This window comes from Proteus genomosp. 4 str. ATCC 51469 (genome assembly GCF_003144375.1).
Lineage (GTDB): Bacteria > Pseudomonadota > Gammaproteobacteria > Enterobacterales > Enterobacteriaceae > Proteus.
The window spans coordinates 93655-109697 of the sequence record NZ_PENV01000016.1 but is presented as its reverse complement, the minus strand read 5'-3'; the positions used below and the strand labels follow the sequence as shown (position 1 = coordinate 109697).

The following is a 16043-nucleotide window of genomic DNA, read 5'->3' as shown; positions in this document are numbered from 1 at the left end:
CGCGTATATGCGCTATTACAACCTAGAAAGGCTTCATACTGCCAACGGTGATCTGTCCCCCATTGAGTATGAACAAAATTCCTTAAGAAAAGTGTCCTGATTTAGTTGCGCAGAACAAGCATCATCAATGTTATTAAAAGGAGCCATTTGAACAACCTCTTCAAGCTCATCTTTCGTCATTGGCGATACTCTTACTGTGTAATCATTTAACTTATAAGAAAGAGGTGCCTTTACCAATGCTCTTGTCAACTCTGAACAATATTCTGAAAAATGTCGCTCATTAGCTTTTTCTATGGAAACAACATTAACCGCTAATAAAGCGATTACAAACACAGAGATAAGTCCAATTATAGTTAATCTAACCTTCCTCACAACACCATCCTCGTTAGTTAATTTGTTATTAGTTTAGCTGTTTGTGGTGCAAATGGGAGCAAATTATTTACACTCTACCCATTGCTCAGTTTCTTTTGTATTTATATTCGAAACAGCGTATTCATTATGTATTTCCGCCATTACATAGACATAATTACTGTCTTTTTCCATATAAAACCCGTTATTTTTTGCCTTCATTGCAGGGCTAATTAATTTATATCCATCGGGTCTTATCGCTGTAAATTTATCACCATTCAGTATTACTTTTGTATGGAATCTGCCTTGCATTTGCCCCATGGCATCACCAATTAATACAGCTTTTGAGTATATGCAATTATAGGTTTTACTATTGCTTGTTGTTCGACTAGCTAATGATGCGGCACTACTAGAGTTGTGAGTCAAAGATGATGAAGACTCTGTATTCGTATAAGAGCGTAAATTATTTGTTGTAGATGGATTAGATGTATAACTATTCGATGTTCCTACCCTGCATACTTTGTTTGCAGAAATGCATGTGTTGCCACAGGGAATTCCTTTTCTGCAATTTTTCGCTTCAGCATTATTCAAGAATAAAACAGGTAGAATAGTTACGAGGCACATGAGAATGCATTTTGAGGAAATCATTCTTCCTCCCTATACATCTTTTTGACTGTTTCAATAAACATCTCTCTAAATTTTTTAGATTCAATATCTGCAATATTCTCTATTTTAGATTGCCCGTAATCTTTATTAATGGACTCTTGAATAATTTGAATTATCTCAGCATTCATTGACCTACCATTCCTTTCTGCAATCTCTTTTAATTTCTCATGCATGTCAGGTGGCATTCTTAATTTAAATTGAGGATATTCTCTGCTCATATTATCACCTTAATTTTTCTTGACAGTCTATAACGGTGATAGTACATTCTCAATTGAACCACGGTGGTTTATAAAGAGGTTGAGAATGAAGGGAGCAAGAAAACTACCACAGCTTAATTTTCGTTGGCCTGAAAAGGACATTGAACTAGTTAAGCAGTGGGCAGAGAAAAACGGAAGATCTTTAAATAATGAAGTTCACAGAATTGTGATGGAATATTTAAAAGATAAGACAGTAACCAATGAGTAAAAATAGAGAGACCCCAACTGCGCTAACAGTCGAGGTCTCAAGTTTAGTCCGAAACTTACGAGAAACGAACTATGAATAGTGTATCAACAATTAACGTACCTTTCCACGGTAACAACCTGTATGTGGTAAATTTCAACGGCGAACCATATGTACCAATGAAGCCAATAGTTGAAGGTATGGGTTTAACTTGGCAATCTCAATTTGAAAAGCTAAAACAAAGGTTTAGTAAAGGGATCACGGAAATCGTGATACCTTCAAAAGGCGGTGAGCAATCAATGATTTGCCTCACCCTCCGTAAACTTGCTGGCTGGCTTCACACTATTAGCCCTAACAAAGTCAAACCGGAGATCCGCGATAAAGTAATCAAGTATCAAGAAGAGTGTGACGATGTACTTTACGAATACTGGACTACTGGTGAGGTTAAAAAGAAAACCAACTTTCGCCAATCAACAGCCAAAGAACTGATCCCTTTACGCCAAACAGCAGAGCGCTTAATTGCTCATGGGGTTGGTAATATTTATCCCGATATATGGAAACATATTCACAAAGAGTTCGGCGTTGAACACATCAATGAACTGTTACCAGAGCAGATACCGCTGGCAATCTCTTATCTTGATGCTTTGGAAGGTGAATACATTCCTAAAGAAACCCCACGAGAAGTTACTCAAGATAGAGCTAATCGTGATATGGATGCTCACCACGTAAATGTGCTAGCCAAACATTACGAAGCCATATACACCGCATGGAAAGTTGAATTATATCCAGCGTTATGCAGTGTCGATTCGCCGATTGCTTACAGATTGCGTGACCGACTCCGAGATGGATATTCAACCCTTATTCGGTTACAGGAAAGCTTAAACGGAAAACATCCTGTATTAATCAAGTAAACATAACGCCCAAGGATGGGCTACTTTCTCTTCCTGCTCACCAATCGGCGTTTACCACTGATCAGATCATCATTACGCTTATCATCTTGTTTCATGATGTTGTCATATTCTTCTTTAGTGAAGCCTTTCTCATCAGGGTATTTAGCTTTGAGCATCATCTGAAATTCAGTCATGGTTAACTGTTCGGATTCTTCCCGATTCATACCAAAATGAGCACGAGCAGAGCTAATGTAGTCAATTGCCATAAACTCATCTGAGAATTCGCTTTTGCCTTCGTTACGTTGAAGTTTGCGGATCTTAGCTTTACCGATAATTCCGTGAGTGAACAACTCTCTGGCAATGACGATAATGTCAGCGATTGGCATCTTACCGTTTTTATAGACAATACCACGTTTACCTGACTTCCATTCTCCAATGATTTCCGAACAGTCATCATCACAACACGCCTGCATCACTATCATTGCAGTTTGTAGGATATTGCGCCCATATGTTGGCTTGCTAATCGCTTTTATTAACCACTCAGGAATAACCCTATAATTCATTACGGCACGAGCAATTAAATCTTGTACCTCTGTGCCATTTAATTGACCATACGCACTCACAATCTGCTTAGGCTCACCAATTCTTGTCATATTGATGAACGATGGTCTAAATAAGTAATCCTTTTTATCAGTAGAGATAACCATCTCACCGATTTCTAAAATAGGCGTCATAATCCCTCCTGAATATTATCAAGGGTACTCGAGGGCACCCTTTGTAATATTAAGCAGCGGTAACAGTGACCACGCATTTGGCTGTCTTGCTACCATCTTCGGATGTTACAGTAACGTTCGCAGTGCCTTCAGCAACGCCACGCACAGTGACCACGTTCACAAACTGAGTAACTGTTGCAAAGTTTGTCTTATCGCTCACAGCGGTGTAGTTTTTGTTCGTCGCATCGGTTGGTGTAAATTTGACAGTAAATGTTTTGGTTTCACCCACTTTTACAGACAGGGTGGCTGGCTCTACTGCGACGCTTTCAACAACGATTTCTTCTTGTAGCCATTCAACCGTTTCTGCATCAGCAACTTTCAATTCACCTGAGTAAGTGGAAATTTCTTTTGTTGGAAACTCCATTGACCAGGACGTGAAAGTCATGTAACCCTGAACAACATCAGAACCATCTCCTTTCATATCAAGCTGAACCCAATATGCTGGTTGGCGACTTGCTTTGATTTCATCAAGGATTTCTTTGGCAATGTCGAAAGCGGAAGTAGAACCGGTTACACCAGCTTTTTTCAATTCACCATCAAAACTAATGGTAAAGTCAGCGCCAGTAACAATTGACTCAGTTAAGCCTTTAGTGTCATCAGCATTAGATGCCACTGTCTCCATACCGAAATCAAATGACTTGCTTGTTAGCGCACCTAATCGCAAGAATTTATCTTGTGCTGGTACTTGGTCAGGACAGCCTTTTGCAATGCGCAGAATACCTGCGTTACCCATTACTAGGCCTTTATCATCAGGGCATTGTGCCATGTTATAACCTCTTTATTTGCAAATAAAAAAGGCCGCATAAGCGACCTGTTGAGATATGTTTAATTTAAGATGTACAGCGGAAAGAAAGCTTAAGGATAAACCGACCTTCTTCTGTTGGTATAGGTCTTGGTAGACCGCCTAAGTTGTAGATTGAATTGAGTTCGCAATCTAACGAGTTGTTAGCAACGTAATTTAGAATTTCATTAGCTCTTATCAATGCGGGTTCAGGATCATACTGCGCAGATACTAGAAAAAGCGTCACGAAATCATCAGCACCCAAATCAGCAAATCGACCACTACCATCATCAGGCTGAATAACAGCATATTGCTGAGTCTTTTCGTCTGGTTGCTCATTCCACGTCAGATATTGAACGATGAAACCATCGAGCAAATTACCTCTGTTTAAGTAGCGCTCAAACTTCTCATGTATCATATTTGAAGCTCCCGTCTCACTGCTATATCTATCTCAGCTCTTGCCTCCTCAAATGACAATTTGAGAAACTCTTTCTTTGCCGTTGAGCGTCTGAATTTTTGTTTAACTCTAGGATCATGAACGTAAACAGCATAGTTAGCGGAGTAACCAACCCTACCAGTAACTAATGTTCCATTAACTTTCACTTCTCTAAATTGCGAATTTATCAGTGTTGATGTTTTACCAATCGGTGTATACAGAGCTGTTAGCGCGCTACCGGTATCTAATGCTGATTTAATTGCCCTAACAACCTTTCTGCCATGAATGTTACCTACAAGCGCTCTAAGGTTTGCGTTAGCCTGAGAAATACCCCTTACTTTTGCGCCCATATCACACCGCCGTTATCAGAGTGTAGTCATCTGCAATATGCTCAAATAGGTCTTCATCGCGTTTGATGAATTTTATTTCATCAGCACCGACAGATAACGGATCGCCTGAGTGCCTACCAATAGCGATAAAGTCACCTTTTTTAGCATCAGCATACTCAGTCCAGAAAACCAACTTAATGGTGATTTCAGAGCCGATATCTAACTTTCCAGACTTAAGCTCACTACCATAGCCACAAAGAAAATGAACCGGCTCTGAGAATGTAACTTTGCCGTATTTATCTTTTCCGTTTGGTCGCCATAAAGTAGCCCACGAGGTGTAAGCCCAATTTGCAACTGAACTCATTACGCCCCCCTACACATACAGCCGCCTTTCGCTATCCACAAACCAGCGTGAGCAGTTTGAGTTGGATCGTCTGGTATTAACCCATTAGCACAACCGTGCTTATCTAAACCACGCAGTAGTGACGCAGCCGATTTCCATCTATCACCAAACGATTGATATCGAAATGAGCGTGATGCGCCGTTAGGTGCTGTTTGTGAGCTGATATACTTATCACCTTGACCAAGCGCCATAAGTGATAGTAAGTACATCTGGATTAACAGCGCGGTTGCTGATGGATAGTGTTTATCAAGGCATTCTTGAATACTTCCTACCTGCTCAATAAGTGCTTCGAGAATAAAATCAGGTAATTCTATCCCCTGCCCTGTCAGGTACTCTTTGGCTTGCTCTTTTGTGATCATGATTACCTCACAAAGCAAAGCCCCCTTTCGAGGGCATAAAAAAACCGCTTTCGCGGCTATTCGTCTTTGTCTTTTTTAGACTTGGCTTTTGGTGTGGCTGGAACCAGTTCAGCAGCATCATTAGATAATGCTCTAACATTAGCCTTAAAGGCTGGATGAAGATTTTCTAACTCAACCACCTGACCCTTTTCGACACCATGCCAAGGGATAATAACCTCGTACTTTTTCATTGCAGATCCTTAGCTCAGTTTATCACCGTAAACCACACCTGACTTTCCGTCACCGTCACGAGTAATTTGCAGACCTGCTGCGCTCATGATTTGGAAGTTATAGTTTTCCTGTGGCATAAAGCGAGGTTTAGGAACAACACCTGTTGCCATACCAACTAACGGTGTCACTACATCTTTACGGCGTTGATAAGCGATAAACTCAGAGCCTTTAAGCGCATAAGTAGGGCGAATTTCTTTCACGCCAGCATACGGTAGTAACGTATCGATAATGCGACCATTTACCACGCTGTTACCTGCACCAGCACCAACAGAAACAACTACAGGCTTGATTAAGTTACCCCATGCTTCGTAACTCACCCACATAACATCGTAAGCGTCTACTTTGTTGTTGAATGCAGTCTGACCAAACGCGCCACCAAAACCAAAGAGCGCTAACAATGCAGGTAAGTCAGCTGTAGTTAAATCAATATTAGCACCAGAAGCACCTAAGTCGATTTTCGCTGTATTTCGGTGATTTTTCAGGCCTTGGCCTTTATAACCTTCCACGCTAATTGACGCATCACCATTTAAGAAGTAGTTAACTACTTTCTTATTGAATTGACGCATTTTTGCAGTTTGAGAATCAAGAACAAGGTCAATACCAACTGTGCTTAAACCAGCAGCATGACGCCAGTTAACACCAAATCCAGCGGTAAATACTGGGATTGGGTCGCCGTCAGAACCATAATCAGTGTGATCATGAGAGTATGGAGCTTGACCGTCAATACTGATTGATACGTCATCAGCAATATCTCCAACCACGTTATACAGTTTTGCTGTCTTTCCAATTGGTAACACTGTTTGCAGGCCCATTAAATCATTGACGATTTCCATGCCTGTCTCTTGGTCGCGCAACTGAATAATGTTGTTATCAACTTCTTTCCAAAAGTCCTTAGAGAAACCGCCTGACTGGTTTGCCGCTAATGTCTCACCATCCATAACGCCTTGATACTGGTTAATCATCAGGTTATGTTGCGTGTTATAGATATTACGTGTAGCCCACAGGCTATCCCACTGGCGTTGCAGTCGGCTATTTGTTGCTAAAGTTTCAGCAGTATAAAACATAGTTTTTTCCTTTTAATTACGCAGCAGCCACAGTGCCAACACGAAAGCGAACACGAATGAAATCATCAGCTTTTAGCGTCACTTCATCCTGAGAGTATCCAATTACTGATTCCGTATCAGCAGATGCAAGAGCACCTTTACCGCTGGCTCCGAGCTTGATCGGAGAGTCTTTTTTGTAAGTACCAGCAGGAACTAATACAGCCAGCTCTCGACCCTCTTCTACATACTCACCAACTAGAGAATCACCAGCGGGAACGCCATCACGAATAGACAACCCTTGGTGATATGCTGGATTAGCTACATAAATGCGACCGGATAATGCTGTGGCTTGAGCAAATTCATTGTCTGAGTTAATAACAACAAAAGTGCCCGGTAACGTAACCGCCTTTGCTGCACGAGTTTCTGTGATTGATTTACCGTCAAGATTTACACGGCGATAGCGACTAGTAGCCATTATTTAGCACCTCCAAAGTATGCTGCTGGATCTGGTGCTCCAGTTTGCTCTTGCTGTGCGCCTGAGTTGCCAGCCAAACTTGCTGCGTCACCAATTTGTTTATGCATATCGATCAGCGCCTGACCTTGCAGTGAGTTTGCAACCACTTCACCGTATTTTTCGGCAATTACTTTGCGCATTTCGGTTTCTTCTGCACGTTGGTTTGCGGTTAATGATTCTTCCAGCTTTTTGTGGTTAACCTGTAATGCATCAACCTTTTCGTTGATTGGCTTTAGTTGCTCAGCGAAGTTTGCAGCCAATGCCTGAGTAATATCACCTACGAGTTCTTTCTTTTCTTCTTGAGTTAAAGGCATATCGCCCTCCGTGCTGTTATTGATTGCAGGGCTTGCCTGCGGTTTACTGAAAGCTGATTTAAGTTTGTTTGTTACAACCTTTACCCATGACTCTTGTTGCTCAACTTCTACGCCTTGCGTGTCAAAGGTGATGTTGCCATTTTCATTTGTGTAGGAATGTAGTTTTGCATTACCGCCATCGATAACGATTACTGCATGAGTGTCTGTGAAATCCGATACCCACGCATAGCCATTACCAACAACGAACTGTTTCTTTGCAGCCATTTCAAGTCGATGAGATTTTTCACGATAAGTTTCACCAACCAGAGCGCCGCTGTTAGTTTTAACCTCTGTGGCTTGGTCAGCATTAACCATCATTCCAACACCTTGAGTTGGTGTCGCTGCTCCTGACTCATAAAGCAGAATTGCGTCATGATCCATGCTGTGTATCTTTGCAATCCAGTTATAACCCTGCGCTTTCTGTTCTTCGCTTGCTTCAATCTGCTCAAGAAAGACAGCAACGCTCGTATGAATTGGCTCTGAATTTTCACCACTTTCAATCGCTTCGACGCGCTGAAGAACTTCTTTACCGCCTTCTGACTCTTTAGCCTTGTCTACATCTATCCACTTTTCTAAATAGATGCGATTACCGACCTTGGAAACATTTCTGTTTGCCGCGCCGATATACCCAACATTAAGGCCTTCGAAAGAAAGCGCTGATACAAACTGACCATCAAGCGTAGGATGCCCTAAAGGTGCGGGAGTGCCTTCTAATTCTCGATAATGAGCGTCAATCTCACTGCCTGGATATAATCCACCATTCATAATGACGTTTGCTGGGAGCGTGTAGCTTGGGATAATAATGTGCTCACGACCGTTGTATGTTTCACGCCGAATAGAGGCGCTATTAACCTTGGTTGTGACATTTACTTGAATTGGCATCAGTTATTCCTCCGCCCATTGATAACCACGTTCTTTCATGGCCTCTTTTTCCTCTAGCAGTTTATTGATGAGAGTCTTGTTGTAAGGCTTGCCGTCTTTATCAACAAGAACGGTTACAGTTGAGCATTTACAGTTAATTGAATTGGCATCACGAGCCCACCAGTCACGTTGCTCATCAGTGGTGTATATGTTCCCATGCCTAATTGCATGGTGATGTCTTGTCGTTGGGCTTAGTGCGGATATATGAATTTCACGAGTTTCAAGGTTAAGCATTTCCTTAGCTTCGTCAGCTTCATCTAATCGCGCCCTACGCAACGCACTTGTTATCTCTGTCCTTGCTATCCGATTAGCTCGGCGAGTTTCAATGCCAGCTTGATTAGTTAGGTTTCTCGCTACTTCACGAGGATTTAACCCTCTCGCGATACCATCCGTAAGAATGCGAGCCATGTCAGCTTTAACCTGACCAGACAGCCCTTTCATCTCTTCGAACACACGAGCGCGAACTAGAGCCATTCTTAGTTGATATGGCTCACTCATCAGTATCGTTGCTATGCTTTGTTGAGTAGCTGCGTAGACAGTTGATTGCTGTGCTAAGTTTGCATACTGCTGTGCTGTTCCTCTTTCGTATGCTGTACTGACGTATTCGAGGAAAAGAAAGTTACCGAACTCGCCACCATTCAAAAGCACCTCATCAACCATTAGCTCACCATCTCTCAACAGTATTGATAGATAGTTAGGGTCTAAATCGAATTGGTATTTTCTATTGACGACTGGCTCAGAGGGGATTCTATTAAGAAGTTGAATATAGCCTTTTGATATTCTTCGAATACGTTTCGCAAACTCTCTCATTGCGCCACGTTCTAGTTTATCAACTGATGTTGGGTCAGCTTTCGTTCCGGGTCTTATCGCCGTCCTTATCTTCTGTATCTTCATCAGTTTCACCTAATGGCTCTTCACTATCATTTTCATAGCCAGCCGCTTCCCTAATTTCTTCGACACTAAACACCGGCTCACTAGTAGCGAGGGCTGTCTGATTAATTCGGCTCATCTTCTCAGCGCTATCAAGCTTCTCAATAGCTGATTGCTCGTTTAAATCATCCCAAACAACCGTTTTCTCACCGATAGGGTCTAGTACCTTGATATTAATTAGATGGTCGATGAAGTCCTCTATCTCAAATGAGAGTTCACTTTCTCTGCGTGATTGGCATCGTGCATTGAAATACTTCTGATCTTCGGTACTGGCTCTTTCGCCAGTCTGCATGCCAACAAGTATTTTTGATGGAATATCCATTGCGGCTGATGCTGTTTGCAAGTTAACCATATAAGTTGGTGTCGGATCAGATACGGCGGTAACCATAGGGCTGACGCTCGCACCCTTCGTAACAAGAACTGAGTCATTACCTGCGTTGATTTCTCTTGCTACTTCATTATAAATTTCCTGCAACCCAGCAATGTCAACGCCATACATTCTTGCCATTTCATCAAGGCTGGCTTCCTTTTCGTAGTTGATATTTAGCTGTCTTGCTGCGTTTTTAAGGAATGATTCACCAGAACCGCCCTCAACCTTTTCAAGGCTTACAAAGGCGTTATAGGCAGGTTCAAGAAAACCGATAGCGTCAACTGAATAATCACCGAGAATGAAAACCCTATCTGGATGAATATTGATATTTCTTGTCCCGCCATTTGGCAACGTCTCCGTGTACTGCCACATACTTGGCTGACCGTAGTCAGGAGAGTTAATGTCAGTAACCCAATCAGTAGGCTTAATTGCATTCGCCCAAGCTGGTGTGGCTTTCTTTAGTAACTTTGATTTCGTGACAGGCTCATGCCACTTTCCGCTATCGTTGATATGAAGGATCAAGCCTGCATAGCGACCGACAAGACGCTTCTGATCTGCTTCTTTGAACGCTTTCCAAATACGCTTATTCACGTACTTTTTAAATGAAGCCTCCCAAGTGGTTTCTTTCTTGTATTTATCTGCTTTATCACCCTCAATCACTTGAGGTGATGTTTTCCAGCAATTACCTACGAGCTTTGTTACCCCACCAAAGGCAATACCACCACGGCGAAATAGCTTATATAAATCCTCAAAGGTTAAATCTTGTTTGAATCCGTACTCACACCAAGCAGATGATCGCTTCGCATCAAGCCCCATGGTTGGATTAACCAAAGCCATACGGGCACGAGCTATCGCATCACTCACCATGTGATTGACGGCTAGTTTCATGTTTTCTTGCATTATCGCCTCAGTAATCGTTTTGGAACCAATAGGCCTGCGTTTGATTTTTGTGTGATATACCCATCAAGCCCATATCTAACCGCATCCCAGCAGTGGTTATTCTTATCCTCAATAACGGGAAGAACCTCACCTGTGATCCGGTCTGTTTTGTATGAGTAAAGACGGGCTTCTTTTGCTGTTTCTTTACAGCGAGGATGGATGATTATTTGCTTGAATCCGCGTAGATGTGTAATGCCATCTTCTACGCTACCCTGCCATTTTTTAGCGGCAGAGATATTGAAACCTTGGCGTTTTAGGTAACTGATTGTTTCGGGTCGTGCGGAGTCTGCTTTAATCGGCCACTTGCGAGACTCAGGTATCTTGTCGTAAAACGCTGGCATATAATCAAGTTCAACGCCTACACCATATACCTCATACTCGATGTACAGGCAGTCGTTTAAAATGAACTGACGTAGCAATGTATTTGGGTCTTTTGCAAAACCGAAGTCAGCACCGAATAGTAATCTGTCTGCTTTCTGCCATAAGTCATCAGGGAACGATTTAACAACGTATTTATTGGCTAATACCTGCTTATCGGAGTTTTCAAGATAAGCGCCTTCCCAAATCCATGCGTAAGTAGCAGAGTCCAATCTTTCCTGATCGCTTAATCGTTCTTCTTCAAGTACTGATGGAAACCACGGGTTATCATCGTAATTCATCTCGACAACGATGGCATTATCAGGTGGATTCTTTCTAAAGCGTTTATCTGTCGCGCTACCGTCTCGTTCAGGGTTCCATGTTACCCATATTTCAGACCCAGCCTCACGAACAGTGGGCGTTAATTTAGTCCATGCTATTTCTGATACTGATTCAGCTTCATCAACCCAAGCGATTAATATTCTCGCCTTAGATTTAATGCTATCTAAGTTATGTCGCAACCCTGCAAACACATAACTAACAGAGCGACATTTTGTGCGGATATACTTCTCGCCAAGTTCATAGAAATCATTTAACCAAGGCACAGACCTAATCGCCTGTTTTACCTCTTCCATTGATGATTCTTCTAACGAGTTCATGTACTCACGAGCACAAAGTATTACACCAGATTGGCCATTCATTGCGGCCATGTAACCACGAATTGCCGTCATTAATGCAAATGTTCTTGTCTTTGCAGATCCTCGCCCACCGTGTGAGCATCGATAGCGATAATTACCTTCAAAAGCTGGAATTAATTTAGGCGGTATTTCAATCCTTGCTACCGTCATTACTACCTCCGGCAACTAAAACTATTTTAGTTGGTGTCATTGAACCGTCAGATGACTTCAAATCAATATCTTGAGTTACCTTGTCACCATACTTTTTAGGGCTCATTCTTGCTAAAGCCCACTTTCTGGTATCTATCCTTAACCTTGCCTTAGCAACTGCCGATGGTTCTTCTGTTACATCATCAGCAATATCAAACAGCTCTTCAAACACGGCATCAGCTCTTGATTCCATTGCTTTCGCGTACTGTTCACGAAAGTCAGGATGTTCTCGTAACCAACGCATGACTTTAGTTGTGTTTGGCATTCCTGGTCGCTTGCATACAGAACGCAAACTTTCACCATCGGCAATTAGAGCGCATACATCGTCCGCCACCTCTGGTAAGTAATCAGAAGGGCGACCCATTTTCTTTTCAGTCGCCATTAATCAGCCTCTTTTAGAATAATTAACTGGTTTCGTTTATATATCTCCGGCAATCAATGACACCGTTGAGGATATAAACCTATATAAAACTCTATCAATGCCACTCAAAGAATGACATTTGTAGAATTTTCTAAAATGAATAATCATTTACTGTTCAACTACTGGCACATATTTAATATCACTAATCTCATCAGGTGATATGTATACCCATGAACCATCGAGTGATGCGATACCGATTAACCCGTTAGTCACACGAGGCTCTTTAGTGGTCATCATGCCTTCGTAGGTTGTACCGTCTTTCTTGGTTGCTATTACGTGATATTTTTCTGACATGATTACTAGCCTTCTTTCAATACATCATGAAATGCCTTAGCAATAGTTTTGATTTGACGAACATTTCCACGACCAGTAACGATGATTTTTCTAACATTTCCAGCCTGACACAAACAAGCCTTCAAGTTGCCATGAGTTATATCCACCTTCGTTACAGCCCCTGTGGTCTTGGCGTCTATGTTGTAATTTTTCATATTCCACCCAATAAAAAAGGCCACTAGGGCCTATTCATGTGATGCAACTTTTAGTGCATCGGTAATTTATTGATTTACAAGCAAAGCTCAATTTTTAGCCTACGCCGCCAATCTGTGTATTTCATCGATTAATGGCTGCTTGTGGTTTTTATTGAACAAACCTTTTAATGACTCTTTCCGTTGTTCAAAATCCCACCCCATAGAAATGAATACAGTATTAGCTCTTTGTAGTTCTGTTATTGCATGAATTTGTTGGTGTGAAAGATAGTCGCGAATAGGATCTGTTTTTCCGATGTCATTGTCTTTTCTGAATTTAGCTGATGACACACCCAGCACGATGCGATTGATTAAGTCAGCCTCGTTACTGAAATGATAATGCGCTGGTTCTTTCCCTTCTTGAATTTTGCTTTCTTTCACAGCATCGGTCATCGGCTTATATTCCATTCGAGCAATGTTGCGCTCTATTTGAACTTTAGCCTCTCTCGCTGCTTTTTCACGGAACTGAATAAAACTATCAACTAGTCTAACTTGCCCATCCCTTGCTTTCTCGCCACCAATAAACGGCATCGCGATCAGAAACCCGCGCTCAGTTAGTTCATAACAAGGGAGTTCTTTTTTCTGTTTAGTAACATAAGAGGAGGCTCTGAAATCGGAGGCTCCTAAATGTTGAGATGCAATTAACGATTCAATACTATTCATCACTCGGAAGTGATCTCTTCCAAACTCATTGGCGATGACATCTGTTGTTACTACTGGTTGATTGCCTGATTTCTTAATTAAATGCTTCATAGTTAGTTCCTTTTAGAGATGAACCTTGCGCCCAGGAGTAACCAGCCCAAAGAGGGTTAACCAGACCACTACTGATTATCCTCAAGGCTCATCCTGAAAGGTTCTTTGGTTTATGTGTGTCGGGCGTGACACTAAATTTGCACGCTATACATCTATTGGTGCTGAATTGAATAAATCCTTACAACTGATCGCAACCATCATCACGTATCACTACGTTAATCAGGTCACTTCTAGTCTGTTCCTAGCAGTCAAGATATGATCACTCTCCTTAATGGATAAACGATTTATCTAACCAAACTGGTATATATACTTACTTAAGCTATACTAAGTAAACATCGCTATACTTTGATTGATATCTTGTTAGTATTGCCCATGCACCCATGCTGGGCTTTTTTTATTCTTTTGGAATGCTTTTATCCAATTCTTCACGGAATTTAACTGGATTCTCTGAACCTTCTACTGCCATGATATTTCTCCATTAAAAAGCCCCGCTATTGCGAGGCTCGTTATTAATCTTTGATAAATTCATCTGTAGAAATTGAGCTATGAACCTCAACGAGTTCTGCGGTGGAGCTATCTACCACAACCTTAACGTGAGGATGATAGTTTTCTGCAAGATACTTCATTATTGGTTTAACTACTGCGTCAAATTCAGATCCATTTTTTTGATTCATTTTATCACCTGTCGTTGTTGTTCAATTTCCCGTATTGCTTTCTTGTCTGAGCTACATTGCTCAATAACCGATAACAGGGAGATGTTTAACATCAACGATTCTCCCCATGTCATTTGCTCTGGTATGTATGGCAATAGACAATCAGCGGTTAGGTGTGCTGGTATCGCTATGTGATCCACTGGCACGTATTCTTTCTGAATAGTCGTGCATCCTGATAAGAGCGTCACTAGGAATAGTAGTATTGGCGCAATCATTATTGACAAGAACAGTTTTGATAACCGTTTTAACTTTTTCAGAATCCACGGCTGACCTATTCCGCTCTTCGCTATTAAGTGATGAGACATTGTTGATAATCCTGAATGTGCGGTTGGCGTTTTCTGCGATTGAGTTTTGGCGAGATAACTGATTGGTTGCTGTGTTGTAATCTTTGCTTAGTTTGTCGTAATCATCTATTACCCACCATAGCCAGAATGCGGATATTGCCAGTAGCCCAGCTAATACCTTAGTTAGCGTATTCATGCTGGATATGTCTTATGGGTTAATTGGAAATGAGGACCATCTTTAAATGTTTTCCAGTTACCGCCCCATTCGATATCGACGCCTAACTCTTTCGCTGCCTGCATCATGGCATCAGCTACTTTTTTAAAGTATGACCAATCGTTCCAGGGGATCTGATTATTTACCAGTGGAGCACAATCAACAGCATGACCAGTTAAGTGACGACTATTCATCGTTTGGCTTTTGCCACTTGCAACCAATTGTCGTTGTCGGGCTTCATTGCGCTTACCTTCAATCACCATAAAATCAATATCGGTAATTTCTAATGCTCGATGTACTACCTTAACCAAATCAGGATGAACGCCACGGAGGTTTTCTTCGCTACGTCTGCTTAATCTAAACTTACTCACTTTTCACCCCCGCTCTGCCTTTAATAATTTTACTTAACGCATCAACACCGACATACCCAATAAATACGCTAGCTAGATATGCCAACTCGTGATTAATGCCAAGAAGAGTTAATAGGTCTTTTACAAACCAAGCGAAGAATGCGCACATTAATCCGTCAATAAGAGTCTTACCCCATCCACCGCCATTGTATCGACCCCGAAGAACTGCCATCGAGCCAGCTAGAATTGCACTAATGCCCTGCTCTTTATTCATAACGATGAGGTTAAGCATTTGAGCCCATAAATCGGGGTTTTCTTTCATATGATTCATACTCACCCCCTATCTGGAGGAATTAGTTAATAGAACGCCGACTCACAGCTCTTGTGTGAATGTGAGGTGTTGTGATTGATTCTGTGGTCGGCATATACGAAAAAAGACCGCCTAAGCGATCTTCTGAATGAGTTGTTCGGAATAACCGAACATGTGAAATAGCGTTATCGGAATTCCGGCATCGGAACAATATCAATAACTTAAAGCATGCTACCTTCATCAATGAAGGTAACACCCTCGAATTCGGGGGAATTAAAACGAAACGGGATTAATTGTTTCTTACAACGGTCTGTCGCCAAACAAGTGCCGTTAAAATTAACAATTAACCCCGCCAAAAAGCACGGATGACAAGTGTGCTTTGTTATTTCTTTCTTGGTACATAGCAATAGAAAGGGACACCAGATATCCGTCGACCAAAACATCATCTGGTGTCCCTAATCACA

At 41.7% G+C, this 16043-nt stretch carries 27 protein-coding genes; 3 read left to right on the top strand and 24 right to left on the bottom strand.

Annotated features, from left to right (window positions below):
- On the top strand, window positions 1-100 hold a 100-nt coding region (locus DK866_RS15240), incomplete at its 5' end, for an IS3 family transposase (protein WP_162556975.1).
- 335 nt (window positions 101-435) lie between these two features.
- Here DK866_RS15240 and DK866_RS19850 read toward each other — a convergent pair.
- Window positions 436-996 carry a hypothetical protein gene (locus tag DK866_RS19850; protein ID WP_159262666.1) on the bottom strand — a complete coding sequence of 187 codons (561 nt, stop codon included), beginning with the start codon at window positions 994-996 and terminating at the stop codon, window positions 436-438.
- Window positions 993-1232 (bottom strand): Arc family DNA-binding protein, encoded by a 240-nt coding sequence (locus tag DK866_RS15230; protein WP_109409583.1) that lies wholly within the window; start codon window positions 1230-1232, stop codon window positions 993-995. The genes DK866_RS19850 and DK866_RS15230 overlap by 4 nt, the downstream gene beginning before the upstream one ends.
- A gap of 85 nt (window positions 1233-1317) precedes the next feature.
- Here DK866_RS15230 and DK866_RS15225 point away from each other — a divergent pair, with 85 nt between their 5' ends.
- Together DK866_RS15225 and DK866_RS20210 are read left to right on the top strand one after the other, a co-directional pair.
- Window positions 1318-1479 (top strand): Arc family DNA-binding protein, encoded by a 162-nt coding sequence (locus DK866_RS15225; RefSeq protein ID WP_109409582.1) that lies wholly within the window; start codon window positions 1318-1320, stop codon window positions 1477-1479.
- 71 nt (window positions 1480-1550) lie between these two features.
- Window positions 1551-2366, top strand: a complete 816-nt coding sequence (locus DK866_RS20210; RefSeq protein WP_244179715.1) for a phage antirepressor N-terminal domain-containing protein — start codon at window positions 1551-1553, stop codon at window positions 2364-2366.
- 20 nt (window positions 2367-2386) lie between these two features.
- Here the strand turns inward: DK866_RS20210 and DK866_RS15215 are convergent, their stop codons facing one another.
- The 22 genes from DK866_RS15215 to DK866_RS15115 form a co-directional block, all read right to left on the bottom strand.
- Entirely contained in the window at window positions 2387-3079 is a 693-nt protein-coding gene (locus DK866_RS15215) for a DUF6246 family protein (protein WP_109409581.1), read from the bottom strand.
- A gap of 49 nt (window positions 3080-3128) precedes the next feature.
- Window positions 3129-3884 (bottom strand): Ig-like domain-containing protein, encoded by a 756-nt coding sequence (locus tag DK866_RS15210; protein ID WP_109409580.1) that lies wholly within the window; start codon window positions 3882-3884, stop codon window positions 3129-3131.
- A 64-nt stretch (window positions 3885-3948) separates the two neighbouring features.
- A complete protein-coding gene (locus tag DK866_RS15205) occupies window positions 3949-4317 on the bottom strand; it encodes a phage tail termination protein (protein WP_109409579.1) in 369 nt (122 codons plus the stop codon).
- The gene (locus tag DK866_RS15200) at window positions 4314-4685 is read right to left on the bottom strand and encodes a hypothetical protein (RefSeq protein WP_109409578.1); all 372 of its coding nucleotides are present in this window, start codon (window positions 4683-4685) and stop codon (window positions 4314-4316) included. The genes DK866_RS15205 and DK866_RS15200 overlap by 4 nt, the downstream gene beginning before the upstream one ends.
- A gap of 1 nt (window position 4686) precedes the next feature.
- Window positions 4687-5028 carry a hypothetical protein gene (locus DK866_RS15195; RefSeq protein ID WP_109409577.1) on the bottom strand — a complete coding sequence of 114 codons (342 nt, stop codon included), beginning with the start codon at window positions 5026-5028 and terminating at the stop codon, window positions 4687-4689.
- A complete protein-coding gene (locus DK866_RS15190; RefSeq protein ID WP_036905480.1) occupies window positions 5028-5426 on the bottom strand; it encodes a DUF7370 family protein in 399 nt (132 codons plus the stop codon). The genes DK866_RS15195 and DK866_RS15190 overlap by 1 nt, the downstream gene beginning before the upstream one ends.
- Before the next feature lie 56 nt (window positions 5427-5482).
- Window positions 5483-5656, bottom strand: a complete 174-nt coding sequence (locus DK866_RS15185; protein ID WP_109409576.1) for a glycoprotein — start codon at window positions 5654-5656, stop codon at window positions 5483-5485.
- Between the two features lie 9 nt (window positions 5657-5665).
- Window positions 5666-6760 (bottom strand): major capsid protein, encoded by a 1095-nt coding sequence (locus tag DK866_RS15180; protein ID WP_109409575.1) that lies wholly within the window; start codon window positions 6758-6760, stop codon window positions 5666-5668.
- Window positions 6761-6776: 16 nt separating this feature from the next.
- Complete coding sequence (locus DK866_RS15175) at window positions 6777-7214, bottom strand: phage cement protein (protein ID WP_109409574.1); 438 nt, start codon at window positions 7212-7214, stop codon at window positions 6777-6779.
- Entirely contained in the window at window positions 7214-8488 is a 1275-nt protein-coding gene (locus tag DK866_RS15170; RefSeq protein WP_109409573.1) for a hypothetical protein, read from the bottom strand. The genes DK866_RS15175 and DK866_RS15170 overlap by 1 nt, the downstream gene beginning before the upstream one ends.
- Before the next feature lie 3 nt (window positions 8489-8491).
- Window positions 8492-9421, bottom strand: a complete 930-nt coding sequence (locus DK866_RS15165; RefSeq protein WP_109409572.1) for a phage minor head protein — start codon at window positions 9419-9421, stop codon at window positions 8492-8494.
- A complete protein-coding gene (locus DK866_RS15160) occupies window positions 9372-10727 on the bottom strand; it encodes an anti-CBASS protein Acb1 family protein (protein ID WP_109409571.1) in 1356 nt (451 codons plus the stop codon). Before DK866_RS15160 ends, DK866_RS15165 begins: the two co-directional genes overlap by 50 nt.
- A complete protein-coding gene (locus tag DK866_RS15155) occupies window positions 10727-11971 on the bottom strand; it encodes a PBSX family phage terminase large subunit (protein ID WP_109409570.1) in 1245 nt (414 codons plus the stop codon). The genes DK866_RS15160 and DK866_RS15155 overlap by 1 nt, the downstream gene beginning before the upstream one ends.
- A complete protein-coding gene (locus DK866_RS15150) occupies window positions 11952-12392 on the bottom strand; it encodes a ubiquitin carboxyl-hydrolase (protein WP_109409569.1) in 441 nt (146 codons plus the stop codon). The genes DK866_RS15155 and DK866_RS15150 overlap by 20 nt, the downstream gene beginning before the upstream one ends.
- A gap of 147 nt (window positions 12393-12539) precedes the next feature.
- Window positions 12540-12725 (bottom strand): hypothetical protein, encoded by a 186-nt coding sequence (locus DK866_RS15145; protein ID WP_063073743.1) that lies wholly within the window; start codon window positions 12723-12725, stop codon window positions 12540-12542.
- A gap of 5 nt (window positions 12726-12730) precedes the next feature.
- On the bottom strand, window positions 12731-12919 hold the full coding sequence (locus tag DK866_RS15140) for a hypothetical protein (protein ID WP_109409568.1): 189 nt from the start codon (window positions 12917-12919) through the stop codon (window positions 12731-12733).
- Between the two features lie 99 nt (window positions 12920-13018).
- On the bottom strand, window positions 13019-13708 hold the full coding sequence (locus DK866_RS15135) for a Rha family transcriptional regulator (RefSeq protein ID WP_072063061.1): 690 nt from the start codon (window positions 13706-13708) through the stop codon (window positions 13019-13021).
- 509 nt (window positions 13709-14217) lie between these two features.
- Window positions 14218-14382: a hypothetical protein gene (locus DK866_RS19845; RefSeq protein WP_162557016.1), complete on the bottom strand. Its 165-nt coding sequence runs from the start codon at window positions 14380-14382 to the stop codon at window positions 14218-14220.
- On the bottom strand, window positions 14379-14636 hold the full coding sequence (gene lysC, locus DK866_RS20355) for an Rz1-like lysis system protein LysC (protein ID WP_109409567.1): 258 nt from the start codon (window positions 14634-14636) through the stop codon (window positions 14379-14381). Before lysC ends, DK866_RS19845 begins: the two co-directional genes overlap by 4 nt.
- Window positions 14524-14901, bottom strand: a complete 378-nt coding sequence (locus tag DK866_RS15125; RefSeq protein WP_109409566.1) for a hypothetical protein — start codon at window positions 14899-14901, stop codon at window positions 14524-14526. Before DK866_RS15125 ends, lysC begins: the two co-directional genes overlap by 113 nt.
- Window positions 14898-15290 (bottom strand): M15 family metallopeptidase, encoded by a 393-nt coding sequence (locus DK866_RS15120; RefSeq protein ID WP_109393617.1) that lies wholly within the window; start codon window positions 15288-15290, stop codon window positions 14898-14900. Before DK866_RS15120 ends, DK866_RS15125 begins: the two co-directional genes overlap by 4 nt.
- Entirely contained in the window at window positions 15283-15600 is a 318-nt protein-coding gene (locus tag DK866_RS15115) for a phage holin, lambda family (protein WP_109409565.1), read from the bottom strand. Before DK866_RS15115 ends, DK866_RS15120 begins: the two co-directional genes overlap by 8 nt.
- Window positions 15601-16043: the final 443 nt, after the last annotated feature.